16 protein-coding genes are annotated in these 19,792 nt (G+C 58.6%); 5 read left to right on the plus strand and 11 right to left on the minus strand.

Annotated elements, in window-relative coordinates; all coding sequences use genetic code 11:
• Positions 1-28 precede the first annotated feature (28 nt).
• Positions 29-1,087 (plus strand): TRAP transporter substrate-binding protein, encoded by a 1,059-nt coding sequence (locus tag AC6RA8_RS02905; protein WP_500350628.1) that lies wholly within the window; start codon positions 29-31, stop codon positions 1,085-1,087.
• 116 nt (positions 1,088-1,203) lie between these two features.
• Here the strand turns inward: AC6RA8_RS02905 and AC6RA8_RS02910 are convergent, their stop codons facing one another.
• Together AC6RA8_RS02910 and AC6RA8_RS02915 are read right to left on the minus strand one after the other, a co-directional pair.
• Positions 1,204-1,392 (minus strand): YHYH protein, encoded by a 189-nt coding sequence (locus AC6RA8_RS02910; protein ID WP_500350629.1) that lies wholly within the window; start codon positions 1,390-1,392, stop codon positions 1,204-1,206.
• A complete protein-coding gene (locus AC6RA8_RS02915) occupies positions 1,332-1,955 on the minus strand; it encodes a YHYH protein (protein ID WP_500350630.1) in 624 nt (207 codons plus the stop codon). The genes AC6RA8_RS02910 and AC6RA8_RS02915 overlap by 61 nt, the downstream gene beginning before the upstream one ends.
• Positions 1,956-2,213: 258 nt before the next feature.
• Between AC6RA8_RS02915 and AC6RA8_RS02920 the strand changes: the two genes are divergently transcribed.
• Positions 2,214-2,978, plus strand: coding sequence for an isocitrate lyase/PEP mutase family protein (locus AC6RA8_RS02920; RefSeq protein WP_500350631.1), 765 nt, complete (start codon positions 2,214-2,216; stop codon positions 2,976-2,978).
• A gap of 299 nt (positions 2,979-3,277) precedes the next feature.
• Here the strand turns inward: AC6RA8_RS02920 and AC6RA8_RS02925 are convergent, their stop codons facing one another.
• Entirely contained in the window at positions 3,278-3,739 is a 462-nt protein-coding gene (locus AC6RA8_RS02925) for a tetratricopeptide repeat protein (protein WP_500350632.1), read from the minus strand.
• A gap of 33 nt (positions 3,740-3,772) precedes the next feature.
• On the opposite strand from AC6RA8_RS02925, the gene AC6RA8_RS02930 reads away from it, so the two are divergent.
• On the plus strand, positions 3,773-5,080 hold the full coding sequence (locus AC6RA8_RS02930) for a cytochrome-c peroxidase (protein ID WP_500350641.1): 1,308 nt from the start codon (positions 3,773-3,775) through the stop codon (positions 5,078-5,080).
• Here the strand turns inward: AC6RA8_RS02930 and AC6RA8_RS02935 are convergent.
• From AC6RA8_RS02935 to AC6RA8_RS02945, 3 genes are all read right to left on the minus strand, one after another.
• Entirely contained in the window at positions 5,077-5,856 is a 780-nt protein-coding gene (locus tag AC6RA8_RS02935) for a carnitinyl-CoA dehydratase (protein WP_500350633.1), read from the minus strand. The two genes, AC6RA8_RS02930 and AC6RA8_RS02935, sit on opposite strands and share 4 nt — an antisense overlap.
• A gap of 3 nt (positions 5,857-5,859) precedes the next feature.
• Positions 5,860-7,851, minus strand: a complete 1,992-nt coding sequence (locus tag AC6RA8_RS02940; RefSeq protein WP_500350642.1) for an acetate--CoA ligase family protein — start codon at positions 7,849-7,851, stop codon at positions 5,860-5,862.
• 101 nt (positions 7,852-7,952) lie between these two features.
• Positions 7,953-9,113, minus strand: coding sequence for an acyl-CoA dehydrogenase family protein (locus AC6RA8_RS02945; protein WP_500350634.1), 1,161 nt, complete (start codon positions 9,111-9,113; stop codon positions 7,953-7,955).
• Between the two features lie 76 nt (positions 9,114-9,189).
• Between AC6RA8_RS02945 and AC6RA8_RS02950 the strand changes: the two genes are divergently transcribed.
• Positions 9,190-10,131, plus strand: a complete 942-nt coding sequence (locus AC6RA8_RS02950; RefSeq protein ID WP_500350635.1) for a GlxA family transcriptional regulator — start codon at positions 9,190-9,192, stop codon at positions 10,129-10,131.
• Here AC6RA8_RS02950 and AC6RA8_RS02955 read toward each other — a convergent pair.
• Complete coding sequence (locus AC6RA8_RS02955; protein ID WP_500350636.1) at positions 10,128-13,307, minus strand: efflux RND transporter permease subunit; 3,180 nt, start codon at positions 13,305-13,307, stop codon at positions 10,128-10,130. The two genes, AC6RA8_RS02950 and AC6RA8_RS02955, sit on opposite strands and share 4 nt — an antisense overlap.
• 1 nt (position 13,308) lies before the next feature.
• Positions 13,309-14,433 (minus strand): efflux RND transporter periplasmic adaptor subunit, encoded by a 1,125-nt coding sequence (locus tag AC6RA8_RS02960; RefSeq protein ID WP_500350637.1) that lies wholly within the window; start codon positions 14,431-14,433, stop codon positions 13,309-13,311.
• Positions 14,434-14,691: 258 nt separating this feature from the next.
• Here AC6RA8_RS02960 and AC6RA8_RS02965 point away from each other — a divergent pair, with 258 nt between their 5' ends.
• A complete protein-coding gene (locus tag AC6RA8_RS02965; RefSeq protein WP_500350638.1) occupies positions 14,692-16,254 on the plus strand; it encodes a peroxidase family protein in 1,563 nt (520 codons plus the stop codon).
• Here AC6RA8_RS02965 and AC6RA8_RS02970 read toward each other — a convergent pair.
• The 3 genes from AC6RA8_RS02970 to AC6RA8_RS02980 are packed head-to-tail and all read right to left on the minus strand — an operon-like array spanning position 16,217 to position 19,178.
• Entirely contained in the window at positions 16,217-16,978 is a 762-nt protein-coding gene (locus AC6RA8_RS02970; protein ID WP_500350639.1) for a maleate cis-trans isomerase family protein, read from the minus strand. The genes AC6RA8_RS02965 and AC6RA8_RS02970 overlap by 38 nt on opposite strands.
• The gene (locus tag AC6RA8_RS02975) at positions 16,975-18,135 is read right to left on the minus strand and encodes a M24 family metallopeptidase (protein WP_500350643.1); all 1,161 of its coding nucleotides are present in this window, start codon (positions 18,133-18,135) and stop codon (positions 16,975-16,977) included. Before AC6RA8_RS02975 ends, AC6RA8_RS02970 begins: the two co-directional genes overlap by 4 nt.
• Complete coding sequence (locus tag AC6RA8_RS02980) at positions 18,135-19,178, minus strand: pyridoxal-phosphate dependent enzyme (protein WP_500350640.1); 1,044 nt, start codon at positions 19,176-19,178, stop codon at positions 18,135-18,137. The genes AC6RA8_RS02975 and AC6RA8_RS02980 overlap by 1 nt, the downstream gene beginning before the upstream one ends.
• Between the last annotated feature and the right edge of the window lie 614 nt (positions 19,179-19,792).

The raw sequence follows: 19,792 nt of genomic DNA on the forward strand, positions 1-19,792 counted from the left end.
TTAGAGCTTAACGGGAGGACCTAACCAAATGCTCAAAACGACCCTCAAAACCCTCACGGCTGCCGCGCTTGTCGCCGGTTCGGCCCTGATGGCATCGGCGCAGGACTACACGATCCGCGCCACCGCCAACTCGAACACCAATGACGAAGATTATGACGGCCTCATCGTGTTCAAGAACTATGTCGAAGCAGCCTCCAACGGCGCCATCGCCGTGGAGCTCTTCATCGGCACGCAACTCTGCTCGAACGGCGCGGAATGCCTGCAAGGCGTGGCTGACGGCACGATTGACGTCTACATCTCCACCTCGGGCGGCGCCTCGGGCATCTTTCCTTACGTGCAGGTGCTCGACCTACCTTACCTGATGGCCGACGACCGCATCGCCGAACACGTCCTGTCGGGCGACTTCACCCGCAAAATGCGTGACATGGCGCTTGAGGATTCCGGCGGCGCGATCCGCTTGATGACAATCGGCAACACCGGCGGCTGGCGCAACTTCGCCAACACGCAACGCCGTGTGGCAGAACCATCGGACATGGAAGGCCTGAAAATCCGTACCGTGGTCGCGGACCTGCCCCAAGAGCTGGTCAAGGCCCTGGGCGCGTCCCCAACCCCGATCCCGTGGCCGGAACTCTTCACCTCGTTCCAGACGGGCGTTGTGGAAGGTTCCAAAAATGGCATCACCGACATCATGGGTATGAAGTTCCCCGACGCGGGCCTGCAATACGTGACGCTGGATGGTCACGCCTACATGGGCGCGCTGTGGTGGATGTCGAACGAAAAGTTCCTCGCCATGCCCGAAGACATGCGCCGCGTCGTGGTCGACGGCTTCTATGCACTGCAACAGGCAACCTTCGCCTCGCCCAAGCGCAAGTCGATCCAGGCCTACGAAGACTTCGTTGCCGGTGGCGGTGATCTTTATGTGCCTACACCTGCCCAGAAAGCAGCCTTCGCCGAGGCGGCTGCGCCAGTCAACGACTGGTTCGTTGGCAACGTGGCACGGGGTGGCGAGATCTTGACGGCTCTGCAAGAAGCGGTCGCTGCCGCCGAGGCAGATGTAAACGCGGCACGGGATGCTGACCTGAACTAAAGCGGATCAAGATCCGCGTTGCGAACGGGCCGTCCCTGTCAGGGGCGGCCTTTTTGCGACATCCTCAGTCGGTAAAAATACGAATGTGCTGCAACGGCTCAAGTGGCATACTCTTTTCAGCCTCCGTTCCCGCGCGAGGGCCGGTCCCGACACCCACCGACGAAATCGCCCGACACCGTTCCTTCGAAACAACGCGGGAAGAACGGGTAGGTCTCGGTCGCGAAATAGACATACTGCCCGTCGATCATGGCACCGTTGCATTCATCGAGTGTTCCAGAACCCTCAATAAATTCGTAGTCCTGCACATAGGTGCCATCATGCGCGCCACTTGGACCGGATGTGCGCTCAGCTGCCAGGACGATTGCATCTGGTCACCCATGTAGTGGATTTCGAACCCGTCGGCAGCATAGCCAAAAAGCGTGCCGTCCAGCGCGTCCGTCACGGCAGAGGGAATTCCGTGATAGTGGTACATCCCGCTACCGTCCACATGCGCGTTCTGTTCATCCATGATGAGCCCGCCCATGCCTTCTAAATTCCATCCCGCAGACGGATCGCTTGAATAACCGCGTTCAGAAGTGGGATCGTAATATTCTGCGGTGCCGGGGCGCATCGGAATGCCTGTCAGTGTGATGCCGGAAATCCGCGCATTTCGGGTAATGGTGTCGGTCAGCTCTGGCGTCGAATCCATGCAAAACCTGTGATCCTGCTCTTCCACGGTGGCCCCGGCCCGCCATGTGCCCGTATCGTGCTCGGGGACACCATCGGATGTTATACAGCGCTGATCCCCGTCCACGGTAATGGTAACGTGCGCCTGAGTCGCACCGCCGGTTAAAAACGCAAGAACAAGCGTGATGCCGAGTGTCTTCATGGTTTCCTCCGAGTGCTTGGATACAAGTCAAACGGGCATAGACGGTGTTTCCGTCGTTCTTTGTGTCGATGAGTGCCGGGCGGCGTTCTGACGCTCCCACCATGGACGGCCCGGCCCCCCACCAAAGGGCTTGAACCAAGTCCGAAGCGTCGGAAACCAAACCACCTGTCCCATACGTATACAGGTCACAGCCCCTTGCTCCCGCCGGGTGTGCGGGCAATGCTGGAGGTGTCTCTCAGTCACGCAAAAGGTCCCGACATGTCCCAACTCAACAAAGCCACTGCCTTCGCCGCCCTCCACGTGCCCGGCACACCCGTGGTGATCTACAACATCTGGGACGCTGGCACCGCCAAGGCCATGACGCAGGCGGGAGCAAAGGCCATCGCCACCGGCAGCTGGTCCGTGGCCGAGGCGCAGGGCTACCCCGACGGTGAAAACATCCCGCTTGATGACCTGCTGGCCATCGCCACCCGCATCGTCAACAGCACGGACCTGCCGGTCAGCATCGACTTCGAAGGGGGCTACGCCGTCGATCCCGAACCGCTTGCCGCGAACATCACGGCCCTGATCGGCACCGGCGCCATCGGCATCAATTTCGAGGATCAGGTGGTCGGCAGCGCCGACCTCCATCCCATCGATACACAAGCTGCCCGGATCAAGGCGATACGCGCCGCTGCCGATGCGGCGGGTGTGCCGCTCTTCATCAACGCCCGCACTGATGTGTTCCTGAAATCCAAGCCCGACACGCACGCCACCCATGTGGCCGAAGCGAAAGAACGCGGCGCCGCCTATGCCGAGGCCGGAGCCAGCGGTTTCTTCATCCCCGGTCTGACCGATCATGGCATGATCCGCGACATCTGTGATGCATCGTCCCTGCCGGTCAACGTGATGATGCGCGGTGCCCTTGGTTCAATTGCCGAGGTAGCCTCGCTGGGGGTTGCACGTGCCAGCTATGGCCCGGGTCCTTTCGCGCAATCGATGGCACAGGTGGCCGAAGGTTACAGTGCTGCGGCAGCAAGCTGACGGTAAGGCGGGGTTTCACCCCGCCACACCCTAACAAAAAGTGAAAGGCCGCCTTCAAACCTTAACGCCATCCAATTCTGAACCGGGTGTTAACGTCCAGCGGCCATTCAAAATGCGCAGTTTCGGCCCCAAAATATGCAGGTTGTGAACAGGGGGCTGAAAACGGCCCGGATGTCCTGTGACAAACTGTGCACTTTTTCCCGTAAAATGCGCGTTTTACTTGAATTTAATCGTCGAACGCAGCGTTAACGCGACCGTACGGTGATCAGGCTTCCCAAGTCCGAAATCCGGTGCCAAACTCACCGGAACGGATACATCCAGACCTTGTAATCAGCGACCAGAATATGCGCCCGATCAATCTGATCTTGAGTCATTTTCTTGACCACCTCTTCCAGCGAAATCGCCGCGTCGGGGTCACCGCCAATGGCGCTCAACGTGTACCACATATAGGCGCGGACAAGGTCCGGCGCAGGCATCCCGCGACCCACCTCGTAATACCATCCGACACCGGACTGCGCGCCCGGATGCCCCTTCATCGAGGACCGCAAATACCACTCAAAGGCTCGCTCGTCGTCGCGCTCGACCCCAAGGCCCAGGGCGTACATGACACCGATCAGTTCCTCGGCATCCGCATTGCCCGACCGGGCCGCAGGCCACAACGCATCATAGGCCGCTTTGTACGCGCCGGCCTCCATCAGGTCGCGCGCTTCCTCGATCTCGGCCCCCGCCGGAACGGCGGCAAAACCAAACGGAAAGGCCATAAAAACAAGGGCTATCGCAAGTTTGCGCATCTCATCCTCCTCGCCGCGACGCCCGCTTTTGCCGACGGCGTACCGCGTCCTCTTGGGCCGGATGATTTCATCGCCGTGGACCCGGCGCAAGCCAAACTCGGCCAGCTTCTGTTCTATGATCGCATCCTGTCGGGCAACCGCAACATCGCCTGTTCCACCTGCCATCACCCGGACCTTGGTACCGCCGATGGGCTAAGCCTCGGCATCGGTGAAGGGGGCGAAGGTTTGGGTCCTCAACGCACTGCTGGGACGGGCGATGACCGCATCCGCAAACGCATCCCCCGCAATGCGCCCGGACTGTGGAACCTCGGGGCCAAGGATCTGCACACCATCTTCCACGATGGGCGTCTCAGCGTTGCAGACACTTACGAGAATGACTTCAACTCCCCGGCCGAGGAGTGGTTGCCCGAAGGTTTGAATAACCTGTTGGCAGCACAAGCAATTTTCCCACTGGTCGCGCAGTTTGAAATGGCCGGAAACCCCAAGGAAAACGAGGTTGCAGGCGCCATCCACCAGCGTATGGACTACGCATGGCCGATCCTCGCGGATCGGGTCCGTCACATCCCTGCTTACGCGGAGGGATTCACGGAAGCCTATAACCATATCACGACCGGCAGCGACATCACGATTGCCGATATCGCAAACGCGCTCAGCGCGTTCATGATTTGGGAATGGACCAGTTTTGACAGCCCTTTCGACGCCTATATTGCAGGTGACGCCGAGGCCTTGAACACGCAACAGAAACAGGGGCTTGAGCTATTCTACGGTAAGGCGAAGTGCAGCACCTGCCATAGCGGCCCGCTGATGACGGATCAGGCGTTCCATGCTCTGGGTTTGCCGCCTTTCGGCCCCGGTCGCACGCGCCGCTTTGATCCGATGGTGCGAGATGTTGGACGGATGGGGGAAAGCGATGCGCTCGAAGATGCCTATGCCTTCAAAACGCCAATGCTCAGAAACGTTGCGCTGACTGCCCCCTATGGACACAACGGCGCATACCCAACGCTGGAAGGGATCGTGCGGCACCACTTGGACCCCCTGACATCATTGGACAAATGGACACCCCAGACCGCAGCCCTGCCGCCCGTCCCATGGCTTGCAGCGATTGATTTCATGGTCTGGCAAGACAGCCGGGAAATGGCCCGTCAACGCGCCGCCGTTGAGATTGAGGCCAATCCCCTGACCAATGGTGAAGTCGATCAGATCGTCGCGTTACTCCATGCCCTGACAGGCGAAACTGCGAATGATGATAGGCTTGGTGTGCCAGAGACCGTCCCAAGTGGCTTGCCCGTCGACCCCCGGATCCGCCCCTAGCGACCTTTCCAAACCGGGTCACGCTTCTCTGCAAAGGCACGGGCACCCTCTAGCTGATCTTCGGATCGGTACAGTGTTTCGACGGTCGGCAACTGGCTATTGGTGATGCGGTTCATGGCGTCTTGGAACTTGGAATCCTCAGCATCGCGCACGACTTCCTTGATCGCTGCATAGACAAGCGGCGGGCCTGACGCGATCAAGTGTGCCAGTTCCCAGGCGCGATCCAAAAGTGTCCCCGCGGGGACAACTTCGTTTATCAATCCCCAGCGATGCCCCTCTTCGGCATCGAACCAGCGGCCGGTCAACAACAGTTCCATGGCAATGTGGTACGGGATGCGCTTGGGAAGTTTGATACTGGCTGCATCAGCAACGGTGCCGGACCGGATTTCCGGCAAGGCAAATGTTGCATGGTCGGCGGCCAAGATCATGTCCGCACTCAATGCCAATTCCAGGCCCCCACCACAGGCAATGCCGTTCACTGCCGCGATAACTGGCTTGTTGAGACCACGCAATTCCTGCAAGCCGCCAAAGCCCCCGACGCCATAGTCACCATCTACCGCATCCCCGTCAGCGGCTGCCTTGAGATCCCAACCAGGGGAAAAGAACTTTTCCCCTGTGCCTGTAATGATTGCGACGCGCAACTCGGGATCATCGCGAAACGCCAGAAAGGTTTCGCCCATGATCCGGCTGGTCGCGAGGTCGATGGCGTTGGCCTTGGGGCGGTCCAATGTGACTTCCAGTATCGCGCCTTCGCGCCTTATTTTTATGGGGCTCATGGCTCAGGCCTTTCGTATCAGCGTATCAACGGCGACGGCGCGTGTCGGGGTACAGATCAGCGGGTTCACTTCAACCTCGCTGACAGTTTCAGCATGTGCAAGGACGTAGGATTGTATCGCGAGTACAGCGTCGCGGATTGTGGTCCAATTAGCAGGTGGCTTGCCGCGATAGCCGTGCAGCAGGGCGGCACAACGCAAATGTGACAGAGCAGTATCAATGTCTGTCTCAGTGACGGGCAAGAGCAGCGATTGCGTATCTTGCATCAGCTCCGTAAGCACTCCGCCTGCGCCAAGTGTCAAGACAAACCCATGCGCTGGATCGCGAACAATCCCAACCAGCAACTCTGCGACACCATCCGTCACCATTTCCTCGATCAGGATGCTCTCGGTTCCAATGCTATCGGCGACGGTGCCAATGTCAGGCATCGCAACGTTGAGATGGACAGCATTTGCTTCTGTCTTGTGCGCCAGCCCGACGCCCTTGATAACCAGAGGCCCGTCGAGGTCGCTGGCTTCATGCTCAACGTTTCTGGCTGGGACAAGACGATTGTTGGGAACGTGTAATCCATGCTGTGCAAGCACGGCCTTCGCCTCGACCTCGGTCAGAGTTACGGTCGCTTCTGACTTGCCGGGCTCATAAACCGGCGACGCATGTGGTGCGTGAATGTGGTGTGCGGCGTCAATGGCGGCCAGTGCTTCTCGCAGACCAAAAAAGGGAACGATGCCGCCTTCGGCCAGTTGCCGTGCCGTCTGGTCAGGCATCAGTTCCGGCAGGGTGGCCACGACGCCAAAGGGTGCTTTGGTGTTCGCACGTACTTTCAAAGCGGCATCAGTTGCGCAGTTCCAATCAGAGTGATCGGTTGATGGGTAGTCCACGATCGACAGGGTCATATTTATCCCCTCGCCAGTCATGGCTGACCAGGCATCGGCCATCGTGTCGGAGTCCCGCCAGATATACGTGTGGTAGTCCAATGGGTTTGCGAGCGCGACCATGGGACCGAGGGATGCGCGCAGCTTGGTTTGTTGTTCGTCGGTCAGGGCCGGGAACGTCAGGTCTGTGTCCAGCGCCATGTCTGCGATCAAGCTGGCCTCACCACCCGAACAGCTGATGGAGGCAATCCCGTTTCCTGACATCGGGCCGTGGAGATGCAGCAGTTTCAGGGTTTCCAGAAAGTCGGGCAGAGCGGTGACGCGCGCAATGCCCAGACGGTCGAGAAAAGCCTGCGCGCCCGCATCCGATCCGGCCAAGGACGCGGTGTGAGAAATGGCTGCTTGCCGAGCCTGGTCTGACGCGCCCACTTTCAATGCGACCATTGGAACGCCGTGGTCATATGCCTTTGCGGCCAAAGCTTCCCACTGGCGCAGATCACCGAAGCCTTCAATATGCAGTCCGATGGCAGTGACGCGTTGATCATCAAGCAATGACAGCGCGATTTCGGCTTGGCTCGTTTGCGCCATGTTCCCTGAGGTGATGGCATAGGCGATCGGCAATGCCCGTTGTTGCATCGTCAGATTTATCGCGATGTTTGAACTCTGGGTGAGGATGGCAACACCGCTGTCTACCGGCGTGCACCCGTGCTGGTCCGGCCAAAGAACGGCCTGGTCCAGTGCGTTGACGAAACCGTAGCAGTTCGGGCCAAGGATGGGCATGTCGCCCGCCGCGCGAACCAACCGTTTCTGCAAGTCAGCAGCGCTTTCGTCCTCGACCTTTGCTTCCGCGAAGCCCGAGGCGAAACAAACGGCCCCGCCCGCATCAAGGCGGGACAGGGCGGACACAACGTCAACGGTCGCAGTGCGGTTCACGCCGATGAATGTGGCATCAGGGGCCGCAGGCAATTCTTTGATCGATGGGAAAGCGCCGTGGTTTGCTAACATTGGCTTTGTCGGGTGCACCGGCCAGATTGCACCGTCAAAACCGAAGCGCTCGGCCTGTTCGATAACGGACGCGCACCACTGGCCACCGCCGACAATGGCAATGGTTTTGGGACGCAACAGTCGCGAGAGATTCTTCTTCTCCGTTCGAAAAGAAGCCCGTGGAGTGTGAGGGACTGACCCTTCGCCGCGGTCGGATGGGCCTTGCTCATACGAAACCAAGTTCAGGCCCCCAAGGGCCGCAACAGATCGCGGCTGATGATGTGACGTTGGATTTCGCTCGTGCCGTCCCAGATGCGTTCAACCCGCGCATCGCGCCAGAACCGCTCGATCGGGAAATCGTCCATCAGGCCCATGCCGCCGTAGATCTGCAATGTGGTGTCCGTCACGCGCGCCAAGGCTTCGGAGGCGTAGAGCTTGGCCGAAGCGATCTCGCGGTTCGACGGCAGCCCTTGATCCAGTCGCCACGCGGCAGCGAGGGTTAGCCAGTCCGCGGCGTCAATCTCGGTAATCATGTCCGCGATTTGGAAACTGACACCCTGGAACTTGCCGATGGGCTGGCCGAACTGCTTGCGATCTGCTGCGTAGTTCAGGGCATAGTCAAAGCACCGGCGCGCACGGCCCACGCTAAAGGCGGCGACTGTCAGGCGCGTGGCGTAAAGCCATTCGTTCATGACGGCAAAGCCGCCATCGACTTCACCCAGAACCTGCGTATCGGGCAGGCGACAATCATCGAAGTACAGGATGCAGTTCTTGTACCCCTTGTGGCTGACCGAGTTGTATCCATCGCGTACCTCGAACCCCGGCATACCCCGATCCACGAGGAACGTGGTGATCCGCTTTTTCGGGCCTTTGGGCGTGTCATCAACGCCGGTCGCGATGAACACGATGAAAAAATCGGCATGTTCGGCACCCGAGATGAAGTGTTTGGACCCATTGATCATCCAATCCCCGCCGTCACGGACAGCTGTGCATTTCATGCCGCGCACGTCCGATCCCGCATCGGGTTCGGTCATAGCAAGCGCATCCATCCGCTCCCCCCGTACAGCAGGTAGCAGGTAGCGCTCGCGCTGTTCGTCATTGCAGGCCATCAGGATGTTTTGCGGGCGGCCAAAGAAATGGGTAAGCGCCATTGATCCACGCCCCAACTCACGCTCGACCAGTGTGAAATCCATGTGGTTGAGGCCCGCGCCGCCAACTTCTTCTGGAAAGTTGCAGGCATAGAACCCCATGTCGATGACCTTGCGCTTGATCTCTTCCCCAAGCTCGATTGGAACATGCCCGGTGCGCTCGACCTCGGTTTCGTGCGGGTAAATCTCGTTCTCGACAAAGCTGCGAACGGTCGAGACAATCATCTCCTGTTCTTCGGTGAGACCAAACTGCATCGGCATGTTCCCTGTTGTGATTGCTGGATCAGAGCGCGGCTTGTGAAACAAGAGCGTGCAGTGTTAGGCGTTTATCATGCAAGAATGGTCGAAAATCCATGACGCGATGCAGCATGTGGACATCGTTCTGTTTGATCAGTTTTCGAACCATTGCCTTGCGAATTTCATTGAGCCGCTGCGGGCAGCCAACGGGTTCTTGCGGCGAACGGTCTATCAATGGCGGTTTTTCACACTGGACGGCACGCCTGTGTCCAGCTCAAGTGGATTGCAAATTGCACCTCATGACGCTTTGGCAAAGGCGGACGGTACAGCGCTGATGCTTATGCCGTCCTATGGCATTCGCGCATTGGATCGTGACCGTGTCATAGGCACCGTTCGCAGCGCCGCACGGCGATACCCGGTTCTGGGTGGTTTTGACACGGGAAGCTGGCTGTTGGGGCGGGCCGGGCTTCTGGATGGCTATCAAGCAACGATTCACTGGGACATGCTCGATGCTTTTTCGGAGGCATTCCCGGATGTGGATTCTGTGCGTCAGCGCTATGTTATTGATGGTGATCGGGTCACCTGTTCAGGTGCCATGGCGGCCTTTGATTTGGCCAGTAGCCTGATCGCCTCCGCGCATGGACCGCTGGTTTCCATGGAGGTTGCACAGCTTTTCATGTCGCGTGACACGGTGCCGGCACTTCCGGTCCGCGCGCCGGGGCGGACGGTTGGCCGGGCTGTCGCGCTGATGCAAGACCATATCGAGAGCCCACTTCCCATTCCCGAGATTGCGCGCCGTGTTGGCTGTACGCAGAAAACACTGGAACATCGCATGAAAGCCGCGATGGCGGCGACTCCGGCGGCAGTATACCGGCGATTGCGCCTGAACGCCGTTCTGCGCCTTGTGCAGGACACTGATCTGCCCGTGTCGGAAATCGCGGGCAGATGCGGGTACGAGAATGCCAGCGCGATGACGCGGGCCTTCAAAACGGCTTTCGGTCAAACCCCGCACGCCATGCGGCAAGCGCAACCCTAGCCGGGTGTCGGGTCTGACACTGGTTTCGCGCTTTCAACATCCTTTGTCCGTCCTGGGAAGATGCGGCGCAGGGCGACGTAGAACACCGGCGTGAAGAACAGGCCAAGGAAGGTCACACCCGACATCCCGAAGAACACGGCGGTGCCCAGGGCTTGTCGCATCTCGGATCCGGGTCCGGTGGCGATCATTAGCGGCACCACGCCAAGGATGAAGGCAAAGGCAGTCATCAGGATAGGACGCAAACGCAGGCGGCATGCATCAACCGCCGCGTCGATGGGCGACATCCCTTTTTCTTCCTGCGCTTGTTTGGCGAATTCCACGATTAGGATCGCGTTTTTGGCTGACAGGCCCACCAACACGATCAACCCCACCTGCGTCAGAATGTTGTTGTCCATGCCGCGTAGCATCACACCGGACAACGCCGACAAGACCGCAAGGGGCACGACGAGAATGATGGCGAGCGGCAAGACCCAGCTTTCGTAAAGGGCTGCAAGAAAGAGGAATGCAAACAGAACCGAGAAAGCAAAGATGTAGGTTGCCGTGTCACCCTGATTGCGTTCCTGCAACGCCAACTCGGTCCACTCGTAATCCACACCCGGCGGCAGCAGTTGTTCAGCTAACTCCTCCATCGCGATCAGCGCGTCACCTGTGGAAACACCGGGGACGGCACTGCCTTGGATCGGGACAGATACCAGTTGGTTATAGCGCTGCACCAGCGCCGGGCCTGCTGTCTCCACCACCGATACCAATGTTCCCAAGGGTACAAGCGCGCCTGTTGCGGTGCGCACGCGCAGCGTCCGGATATCTTCCTCATCCAACCGGAACTGCTGATCGGCTTGCGCCCGCACTTGGAACAAGCGGCCAAAGGCGTTGAAGTCATTTACATAGGCAGAGCCAAGATTGATCGACAGGGTTTCGAAGATCGCTCCAATTGGCACGTTCAGCATTTGTGCCCGCACGCGGTCAATCTCGAGATAGACTTGGGGCGAGCTGGCCGAGAATGTTGTGAACACACCGGCCACTTTGTCCGATTGCTGGGATGCGCCCATTATAGCGTAGGCACTGTTCAGCACCCGGCGCATATCCGCACTTTCAGTGTCCTGCAGCTGCAACTTGAAGCCGCCACCGGTACCGACACCTCGAACGGCTGGCGGTGCGATGGCGATGATGAACGCCTCTCGGATCACCTGCATACGTCCGAACAACTGACCCACGATGGCGTTGGCATCCAACCCGGTTTCCAGACGTTCTTCGAACGGCGCGAAGGTTGTGAAGATGACCCCTTGGTTGCTGGCATTGGTGAACGTGGCCCCCGAGAAACCGGCGAATGCCACGGCATTTGTGACCCCTGGTGTTTCAAGGGCAATCTCGGTGGCTTGCTTCATAACCGCGTCTGTCCGGTCCAGCGACGCCCCTTCGGGCAATTGCACGACAACGATGGCATAGCCTTGGTCCGCGTCCGGGATGAAACCTGTTGGCACCTGTTCATTGATCCACCATGCGGTACCCAAAAGGCCGGCAAAGGCGACAACTGCAACCGCGATCATGCCCCACGTGCTAACCAGCACCCGGACAACGGCGGCATAACCGCGGGTCACGAAATCAAGTCCGCCGTTGAAGGTGTTCGCAAACAAAACCCCGAGTTGCGACAGCGGATTGCGCGACAGTGAGTTGGTATTCGGTTTCAGAAAAATTGCGGCAAGAGCGGGGGACAGGCTGAGTGAATTGATGCTTGAGATCACGGTTGCCACCGAGATGGTGACGGCGAACTGCCTGTAGAATTGTCCAGTGATCCCGGGCACCAGCGCGGCCGGGACAAAAACCGCGATCAAAACAAGTGTTGTCCCGATGATGGCACTTTGCACCTCGTCCATCGACCGGGCGGATGCCTGCCGGGGGGTCATGCCGTTTCGGATGTTCCGCTCGACGTTTTCCACCACCACGATTGCATCATCCACCACAATGCCGATGGCGAGGATCAGCCCGAACAGTGTCAGAAGGTTCAACGTGTAGCCAAGCGCCAGCATCACCGCGAATGTCCCGATCAGTGACACCGGTATGGCAAGAAGCGGTATGAGGGCCGTGCGCCAACTTTGCAGGAAAACGATGATCACGATGACAACCAACAACACAGCTTCAAACAGTGTTTTGTAGACCGCGTCGATTGAGGCGCTGATGAACTCGGTTGGATTGTAGACGACCTGGTATTCCAGCCCATCAGGGAAGTCTTCCGCCAGTTCGTTCATCGTCGCGCGTATCTCGTCTGCAGTGGCCAGCGCGTTCGAACCGGGCCGTTGGAAAATGCCAAGCGCCACGGCGGGTTTGTTGTTGAGATAGGAGTTGGTGACGTAGGATCTGGCACCGATCTCGACCCGAGCTACGTCACGGACGCGCACAACGCGACCAGAGTCAGAGGCCTTTACGATGACGCGGCCAAATTCCCTTGGATCTTCCAATCGACCTTGGGTCGTGATCGACACCTGAAAGGCATTGTCTGCCGTGTTTGGAGGGGCGCCAAGCGAGCCACCAGATACTTGAACATTCTGTTCTCTAAGCGCATCAACCACGTCGCTCGCCGTAAGACTGAGTGAGGCCAACTTGTCTGGGTCCAGCCAGACCCGTGCCGAAAACTCGCGTTCGCCAAAGATGATCAGATCGCCCACGCCATCCAGACGCACCAGCCTGTCCCGCACCCGCGCGCGAGCATAGTTCGACACATAAAGCTGATCAAAAGTCGCGTCTGGCGACAGCATATGCACAACCATCATCAGGTCTGGCGACGACTTGGTTGTGGTCACACCCAGCGCACGCACCTCTTGCGGCAGGCGAGGCTCGGCGATGGCGACCCGGTTTTGCACCAGCACCTGCGCGGTATCCAGATCAGCGCCCAGCTCAAAGGTGATGGTCAGGCTCATCGTGCCGTCGGCCGTCGCGTACGAGGACATGTACAGCATGTCCTCAACACCGTTGATTTCTTGCTCAAGCGGCGTTGCTACCGTGTTGGCGATGGTTGTTGCATCTGCCCCCGGATACGAGGCGCGCACCACGATCGAGGGAGGGGCAATTTCCGGGTATTGCTCAATCGGCAACTGGTAGTAAGAAATCAGGCCGACAATCGTCATGATCACGGAAACGACGACGGCAAAGATCGGGCGGCTGACAAAGAAGCGGCCCATATCAGTTCTCCGCGATCAGTGGCAGTTCGACTATCTCGGGGTTTACCGTCATGCCCGGACGGGCGGTCACCAGACCATCGATCACGATCGTTTCGGTCCCATCCATGCCTTCGCGCACAACGCGGTACCCATCCAGTCCGGGGCCGGGGCGAATGGGCAGCGGGGTCACCACACCATCAGCATCTATGGTCATCACCAATCGTCGGTTTTGATCTGCGACGATTGCCCTGTCAGGGATCAGGATACCTTCATAAGGTAGTGATCCCGGCACATTCACACGCCCAAACAATCCGGGGGTTAGCAATTCATCCGGGTTTTCCAGAACCGCGCGGACGCGCATCGTCCCAGTTTCGGCATCAATCCTGTTCTCCGAGAAATCAAGGTAGCCGGTTTGAGGCGGGATCTTTGCATCCGACAGCGTCACCTTGACCTCCAACGCGCCGCCGCCTTCTTGCAGGGCAGTGCCGCGCGCGCGTGCATCCCGCGCGTAGGCGAGGAAATAGCGTTCATCAATGTCGAACACGAAATAAATCGGATCGTTTGAAACGATAGAAGTCAGCACGGTCTGGTCCGCAGAAACCAGGTTGCCGGGATCAATCAGCGACCGGTCGATCCGCCCGGACATCGGTGCGCGTATCTCTGAAAACTCCAGATCCAGTTGGGCGAGTTCCAGCGCGGCACGGGCCTCTTCCAGGGCGCCTTGCGCAGCCAGATAAGCCTCGCGTCGTTCATCCAGAACACTCTGCGGGATAGTGCCATTCCCTATCAGCGCCTGTGCCCGCTCCAACTGCTCAGTCGCAAACTCATATGTTGCTTCGGCGACATCAATGCGGGCTTGCGCCTGTCTTAGGGCGGTCTGGAATTGGCGCTGGTCAATTGTGAACAAAAGTTGCCCCGCTTCGACCTGGCTGCCCTCCTTGAAATGAACTTCTTCAAGGTATCCGGAGACACGCGACCTCAGGTCCACTTCGGATCTCGCTTCGAAACGGCCGACAAACTCGTCATCTTCGACAATTGTCTTAACGACGGGTTTTGCCGCCGTCACGGTGGGCGGGCCTTGTTGCGCTGTCGTTGCGGTTCCAAAAACCAAGAGCAAAATGAAGGAGAGTGACGCCAAATTCTTCATGAGAACTGTCCCGGTACTGTGGTCTGATCTGCGCGCCAATACCTCACGTAGGGTTCGCAGGATGCGGATCAACCTGTTCACGCAAAACTAGTAAGCCAAAGCGAGTGCTTTTGAGTCCACAAATTTACACAGTCCGTGTGCACTCGACATGCGTGATGACGCCAAATTCACCACAAGCCACAACTTAGCCTAGCATTGCGCGCAACTTTGGCGGATGCTTGCGGCATTAATTTCATTCTTTTGATCATTGAGCACGCCATGTCATTTCTTCCGTATTCCGTCCAAAAAGCGATCTTTTCGGTTATCGAAGCCATTCCGCTCACGGCCAAACTCGCCAATCGATGGGCGATCAATCGTGTCGTAAATCGCGCCCGGCCGCGCCCGCATCCGCTGAGTACCGAGCGTGACTATGTCTGGTGGGGCGGGCTGACGGATCGCCGTTGGAGCGGGCGGCACCTGCCGCCACGTCCCCGTGCCAATGCCCCAGATCCCGAGGCCTTGGCCGCCCTGTTTCGGCGCAAGGACGGCAAACAGCGTATGTGTCCCAAGTCGACATGCCTGTTTCCGGCCTTTGCACAGTATTTGACAGATGGATTTATCCGCACTGAATCCGAAGACTTGGTCCCAGAGGGCGAAGACCCCAGCCACCGCCTGAAACGCAACACATCAAACCACGAGATTGACCTTTGCCCGCTCTATGGGCGCACCCGTGCGCAGACCTTGGCCTTGCGTCTCCGGTCCGAGGAAAAGGGCCGTAGGGGCCGTTTGGCGTCGCAAATGATCAATGGCGAGGAGTACGCGCCATTCCTTTACAAAGGTGACAAGGTCGATCCACGGTTTGAAGTTCTCGACCCACCGTTAGGTCAGAGCACGCTGGATGACACGCGCCGTGCGACCATCTTTGCCTTTGGTGGCGACCGCGCAAACTCGGTTCCACAGGTCGCCATGCTGAACACCTTGTTCCTGCGCGAACACAACCGCCTCGCGGCCGAGATTGAAGCGGACTACCCAGATTGGGACGACGACCGCGTGTTCGAGACGGCGCGCAATGCAGTGATCGTCATGTTCATCAAGATTGTGGTTGAGGATTACATCAACCACATCTCTCCGCTGCCCTTCAGTCTGCGCGCCGATCCGTCCGTTGCTTGGGATGCGCCGTGGAACAAACCGAACTGGATTACGACCGAATTCAGCCTGCTGTATCGCTGGCATGCGCTGATCCCGGATACCCTGAAATGGGGGAATGAAAAACGCCCGGTACACAGCACGTTTATGAACAATGCGCTCCTGATCGACAATGGCCTGATGTCTGCATTTTCGGGGATCAGCGACACGCAAGCGGCCGAGTTGGGGCCTTGCAACACCGCCGAACACCTCCTGCATATCGAGATCGCGTCGATCAAGCAGGACCGCGACTGCGAACTGGCCAGCTTTTCCGATTATTGCGACTACATGAGCCAGCGTCGGCCTGCGAATTTTGAAGCGATTTCATCGGACCCGGAAGTCGCCGGTTTGCTGTGCAAGTTCTACGACAGTCCGCGCGATGTGGATTTTCATGTGGGTCTTTTCTGCGAAGATCGTGTGCCGAACAGCCCGTTGCCCAGTCTTGTTCTCAAATTCGTGGCGCTTGACGCATTTAGTCAAGCACTGACCAACCCATTGTTGTCGCGCCATGTGTTCAAACGCTCGACGTTCTCCGGACCGGGATGGCGTGCGATCAATCGGACAGAAACGCTGCGCGATGTGGTGGATCGCAATGTCGCTGGTGGGGTCGGGGACACGTTTATCGGGATGACCCGGCCAACGTGGACGCCTGAGTGACCAGCCGGAAGGGCAGATTTGGCGCAAGTGGCGCTTGCGCCAGTTGTGCCATGTGCCAGGCCAACACAAGGTTACTGGACAGGACCGGCATGTCGCGCGTGGCTTCAATCGTCGGGATAGCGGTCAGTGTGCGCAGGTTGGTGCAGGACAGAAACAGAGCATCCATTTCTGTGCCTGAGCCAAGGTCTTGCGCCGCATCGATGAGCGATTGTGCCGTGATGCGGACCACCCGTTCTTCGATGGGTTCATCGAAGCTGGCAAAGACCACAACGTTTATCCCGGCTTCGGCCAGAACGGTGCGCAACGTGTCTGACACGCTTTCGATATACGGGCTTAACAGGCCAAGGCGTGTGATGCCCAGATGCCGACAGGCGGCGATCAGTGCGGTGACTGGATCGGTTACGTGGGGCGTATCTACGCCCGCTTGCACGAGATTGGCGATATTGTCTGCCCCGATTTCAGCCGTGCCAGAGGTGCAAGCATAGGCGACGCAGGCCATCTTTGCGCCACGTGGCAGCAATGTTGCGGCATCAGTCAGGGCGCCGGCCATGTCGCGCAATGTATCTGGGGTCACGGACGTGCCGGATGGCACCCTGCTGACCATGTATTCGACATCCCTGTGCATCAGGACGCGCATATCTTGCTCAATCGTCTCATCCGCCTGCAGGACGATCAGTCCAAGCTGTGTGGGGCGCGCGTCGTCGATGGTGTAGGGGACGCTCATTCCAGTACCCGAATGGAGTGACCTTGGGGCGAGGAGAGCCATTCCGCGCCGGTTTCCCGCACTACAATATTTTCCTCGTGCACCATGATGCGTCCATTGCCCATAGTCACCGAAGGTTCCAGTGTGAGCACCATGCCCGGCGCAAGTGGAGTGTGATCCGCCGGGATGATCGACGGCCATTCGGTCAGCTGCATGCCCAACCCATGTCCCAACCGTCCGGCCTCCATCGCATCGCCTCCCGGGTTGACGACGCTGTTCATTGCGTGAAAAACGTCCGAGATCACGGCGCCCGGACGGGCAGTTTCAAACCCCGCTTGCGTGGCATCGATCAATTGCGCGTGGGTATTCCGTACCTCGGTACTCGGCTTGCCGATGCTGAAATTGCGATCAAAGTCGCAAAAATAACCATCATGAACCAGACCGGTGTCCAGCATCAGAACGTCACCCTGCTCCAAAGGTGCATCCGTCGCAGGTGAGATCACGTCGCCATATCCGCCCTGATCTGACGCCCCGGCCAGATACGGCACCCAATCGGCCCCTTCCTCGAGGCACAGCATCTGGAACTGGCGAAACACAGTCGACAGGGGCATGCCAGTTCGGGCGATTTCGGGCACGCGATCAAAGGCACAATCCGCGATATGTGCCGCATGCCGTATTTTCGAAATCTCGGCCTCGGATTTGACCAGCCGCAAGCGCCGCGTGATCTGTGCATCACTCACCAACCCGCGCGGCCCGAGCTTTTGTTCCAGGGCATCCAGATTGCCCAAAGGCATGCGCACATGGCTTTCCATCGCATCGGCGATTCCGACACTCCCGTCGGAGGGCGTGTGTTCCAACAACGTGTCGGCCAACAGCCCAATGCCGTCATCATCATAGTCCGGGGCCTGCCACGTCCGAATGTCCGTGATCCACGTCTGTCCCATCAGGTGTTTGCCAATGGATGGGATGACGGCGATCGGCGCGCCATTTGACGGCAGAACAACGAACCATGGGCGGGTCGGGCTTTCCCAGAACCGCGTGAGAAAGCCAGTGTAGTACCTGATCTCCGGCTCTGTCGTGAGCAAAAGGGCGGAGAGACCGGCGACTTCCATCATCGACTGTGCCTTGCGCGTCCGTTCTGCGAATTCGGCAGATGGGAAACCGCGGGCAGGCGTCATCATTCCGAGGTCTCTTCGCTGAGGATCAGAAGCACACGTGACGCATCTGTCAGGCCCAATGCATCGCGATGTGGCGCGCTCGCCAGCAATGCAGAAAGCCCAGCCGCACCTGAGGGTGTAGATGCCAAACCAACTTCGGCCGATACTGCGCTGCCGAAGGCACCTTCATTCTCCGAAATCAGAACATAGTCATTTGCATCTCGAGCCAACCCCTTAAGCGCGATCAGTGACGGCTCCTTGCAATCGAGCCGACCCATGTCTGAACTTGGGCCCTCTGTCACTTGTGGCGCGCCCGCTTGTATCGAAGCGAACAGGGCGGGAGCCACGTCAGGTTCCACCACGATGATCCGGGGTGTTTGTCCCCACGCTTCTCTCGCATATGCCGCACAGGCTGCGGCCAGCCCGCCAACGCCTGCCTGCAGGAAGATGTGGGTAGGCGCATCCATGGCCGCAACGGTTTCCTGCATCAACACGGTGTACCCTTCCATCAGCCGATGCGGAATGTCGAAGTAGTCGGGCCATGAACTGTCGGACAGAAGTGTCCACCCGTTTGCATCTGCGGCACGCGCCGCTTCGGCCATACTGTCCTCGTAGACCGGGCCGTGGCGCCGGACACCCGCATCAAAACTGCGGAGGCGGTCGGCAAACGCCTCGGGCACAGTTTCGGCAAGATAAATAACTGCCTTCGCACCGAAGGCTTGCGCACCCGCCGCGACTGACAAGCCGTGATTGCCTGCGCTGGCAGTCACGTAAGTTCGCCCAGCCGCAACTCCCTCTTCTGCATCGCAGGCAATCACGTAAGCCGCACCCAAGGCCTTGAAGCTGCCCAACCCCATACGACTCCGTTCGTCCTTGATGCGGACCTCGGCAACACGCACCCTCTCCGCCAGCGCAGGCGAGGACACCAATGGTGTTGGTGCCGCTGCTGGACAACGCAGCAGCAAGCGTGCCGGATTGTCCGCGTTCACGCTTGGAACAGGAACGTCAGGCAGCGCAGCAATAGCCGCTTCGGCTTGGGTGTCGGTACGGGCAAGATGTTTCATGCCCAATCGCTATCAGGTGCTGCAGCCGATGCTAAACGGAATCGCGACATTACACGGTGCCGATGCGGCGAATGCTGTATTTTTGTGGAAGATGGCTGTGCACGCAGTCCGGAGCTAGCCAATCTCTACACAAGAATTCCCATAAACCGCGAAAATACAGGGAAAGTGAAGGTTTCAGTGGTGTTTGGCCCCAACTTGCGGTGGTTTTGCCGAAGAATACAGCGTTATCGGTCCGATTCCCCTACGTCGGTGAGCAGGGAAAACTCCTGTGGCGAACAGTGAATCAACTGGTCAGAGTAGTGAAGCCGCATTGCGACTGAGCTCAGCGGTATCTTGACAAAGTTGCTGATCATTGCGTGAAGCCGACATTCGGGCTCAATGCAGCTAGCGGCTGGTTTGAGCCCAACAAGTCAGTTGCTGCTACGCAGAAGATCGACTGATTTAAGCTATGCGGAAAGGTTGTTTAGTAATTTCTCGTCTCATGGATGATTTTCCATTTTGTCATTGGGAGGCGCGGCAAGCCACTCTGCAAACACCCTCTTTGGACGGGCTTCGCCCTCCTGTCCTTCCCCCTTAAAACTGGGCCAGTACACTGGGCCCAGAAGGTGGACATT

Source organism: Tateyamaria sp. (genome assembly GCF_059783535.1).

Bases quoted from the DNA above. Each gene is read 5' to 3' on its own strand.
- AC6RA8_RS02905 (WP_500350628.1), top strand. From the start codon at position 29: ATGCTCAAAACGACCCTCAAAACCCTCACGGCTGCCGCGCTTGTCGCC.
- AC6RA8_RS02915 (WP_500350630.1), bottom strand. From the start codon at position 1,955: ATGAAGACACTCGGCATCACGCTTGTTCTTGCGTTTTTAACCGGCGGT.
- AC6RA8_RS02920 (WP_500350631.1), top strand. From the start codon at position 2,214: ATGTCCCAACTCAACAAAGCCACTGCCTTCGCCGCCCTCCACGTGCCC.
- AC6RA8_RS02925 (WP_500350632.1), bottom strand. From the start codon at position 3,739: ATGGCCTTTCCGTTTGGTTTTGCCGCCGTTCCGGCGGGGGCCGAGATC.
- AC6RA8_RS02935 (WP_500350633.1), bottom strand. From the start codon at position 5,856: ATGAGCCCCATAAAAATAAGGCGCGAAGGCGCGATACTGGAAGTCACA.
- AC6RA8_RS02945 (WP_500350634.1), bottom strand. From the start codon at position 9,113: ATGCAGTTTGGTCTCACCGAAGAACAGGAGATGATTGTCTCGACCGTT.
- AC6RA8_RS02950 (WP_500350635.1), top strand. From the start codon at position 9,190: ATGCAAGAATGGTCGAAAATCCATGACGCGATGCAGCATGTGGACATC.
- AC6RA8_RS02955 (WP_500350636.1), bottom strand. From the start codon at position 13,307: ATGGGCCGCTTCTTTGTCAGCCGCCCGATCTTTGCCGTCGTCGTTTCC.
- AC6RA8_RS02960 (WP_500350637.1), bottom strand. From the start codon at position 14,433: ATGAAGAATTTGGCGTCACTCTCCTTCATTTTGCTCTTGGTTTTTGGA.
- AC6RA8_RS02965 (WP_500350638.1), top strand. From the start codon at position 14,692: ATGTCATTTCTTCCGTATTCCGTCCAAAAAGCGATCTTTTCGGTTATC.
- AC6RA8_RS02970 (WP_500350639.1), bottom strand. From the start codon at position 16,978: ATGAGCGTCCCCTACACCATCGACGACGCGCGCCCCACACAGCTTGGA.
- AC6RA8_RS02975 (WP_500350643.1), bottom strand. From the start codon at position 18,135: ATGACGCCTGCCCGCGGTTTCCCATCTGCCGAATTCGCAGAACGGACG.
- AC6RA8_RS02980 (WP_500350640.1), bottom strand. From the start codon at position 19,178: ATGAAACATCTTGCCCGTACCGACACCCAAGCCGAAGCGGCTATTGCT.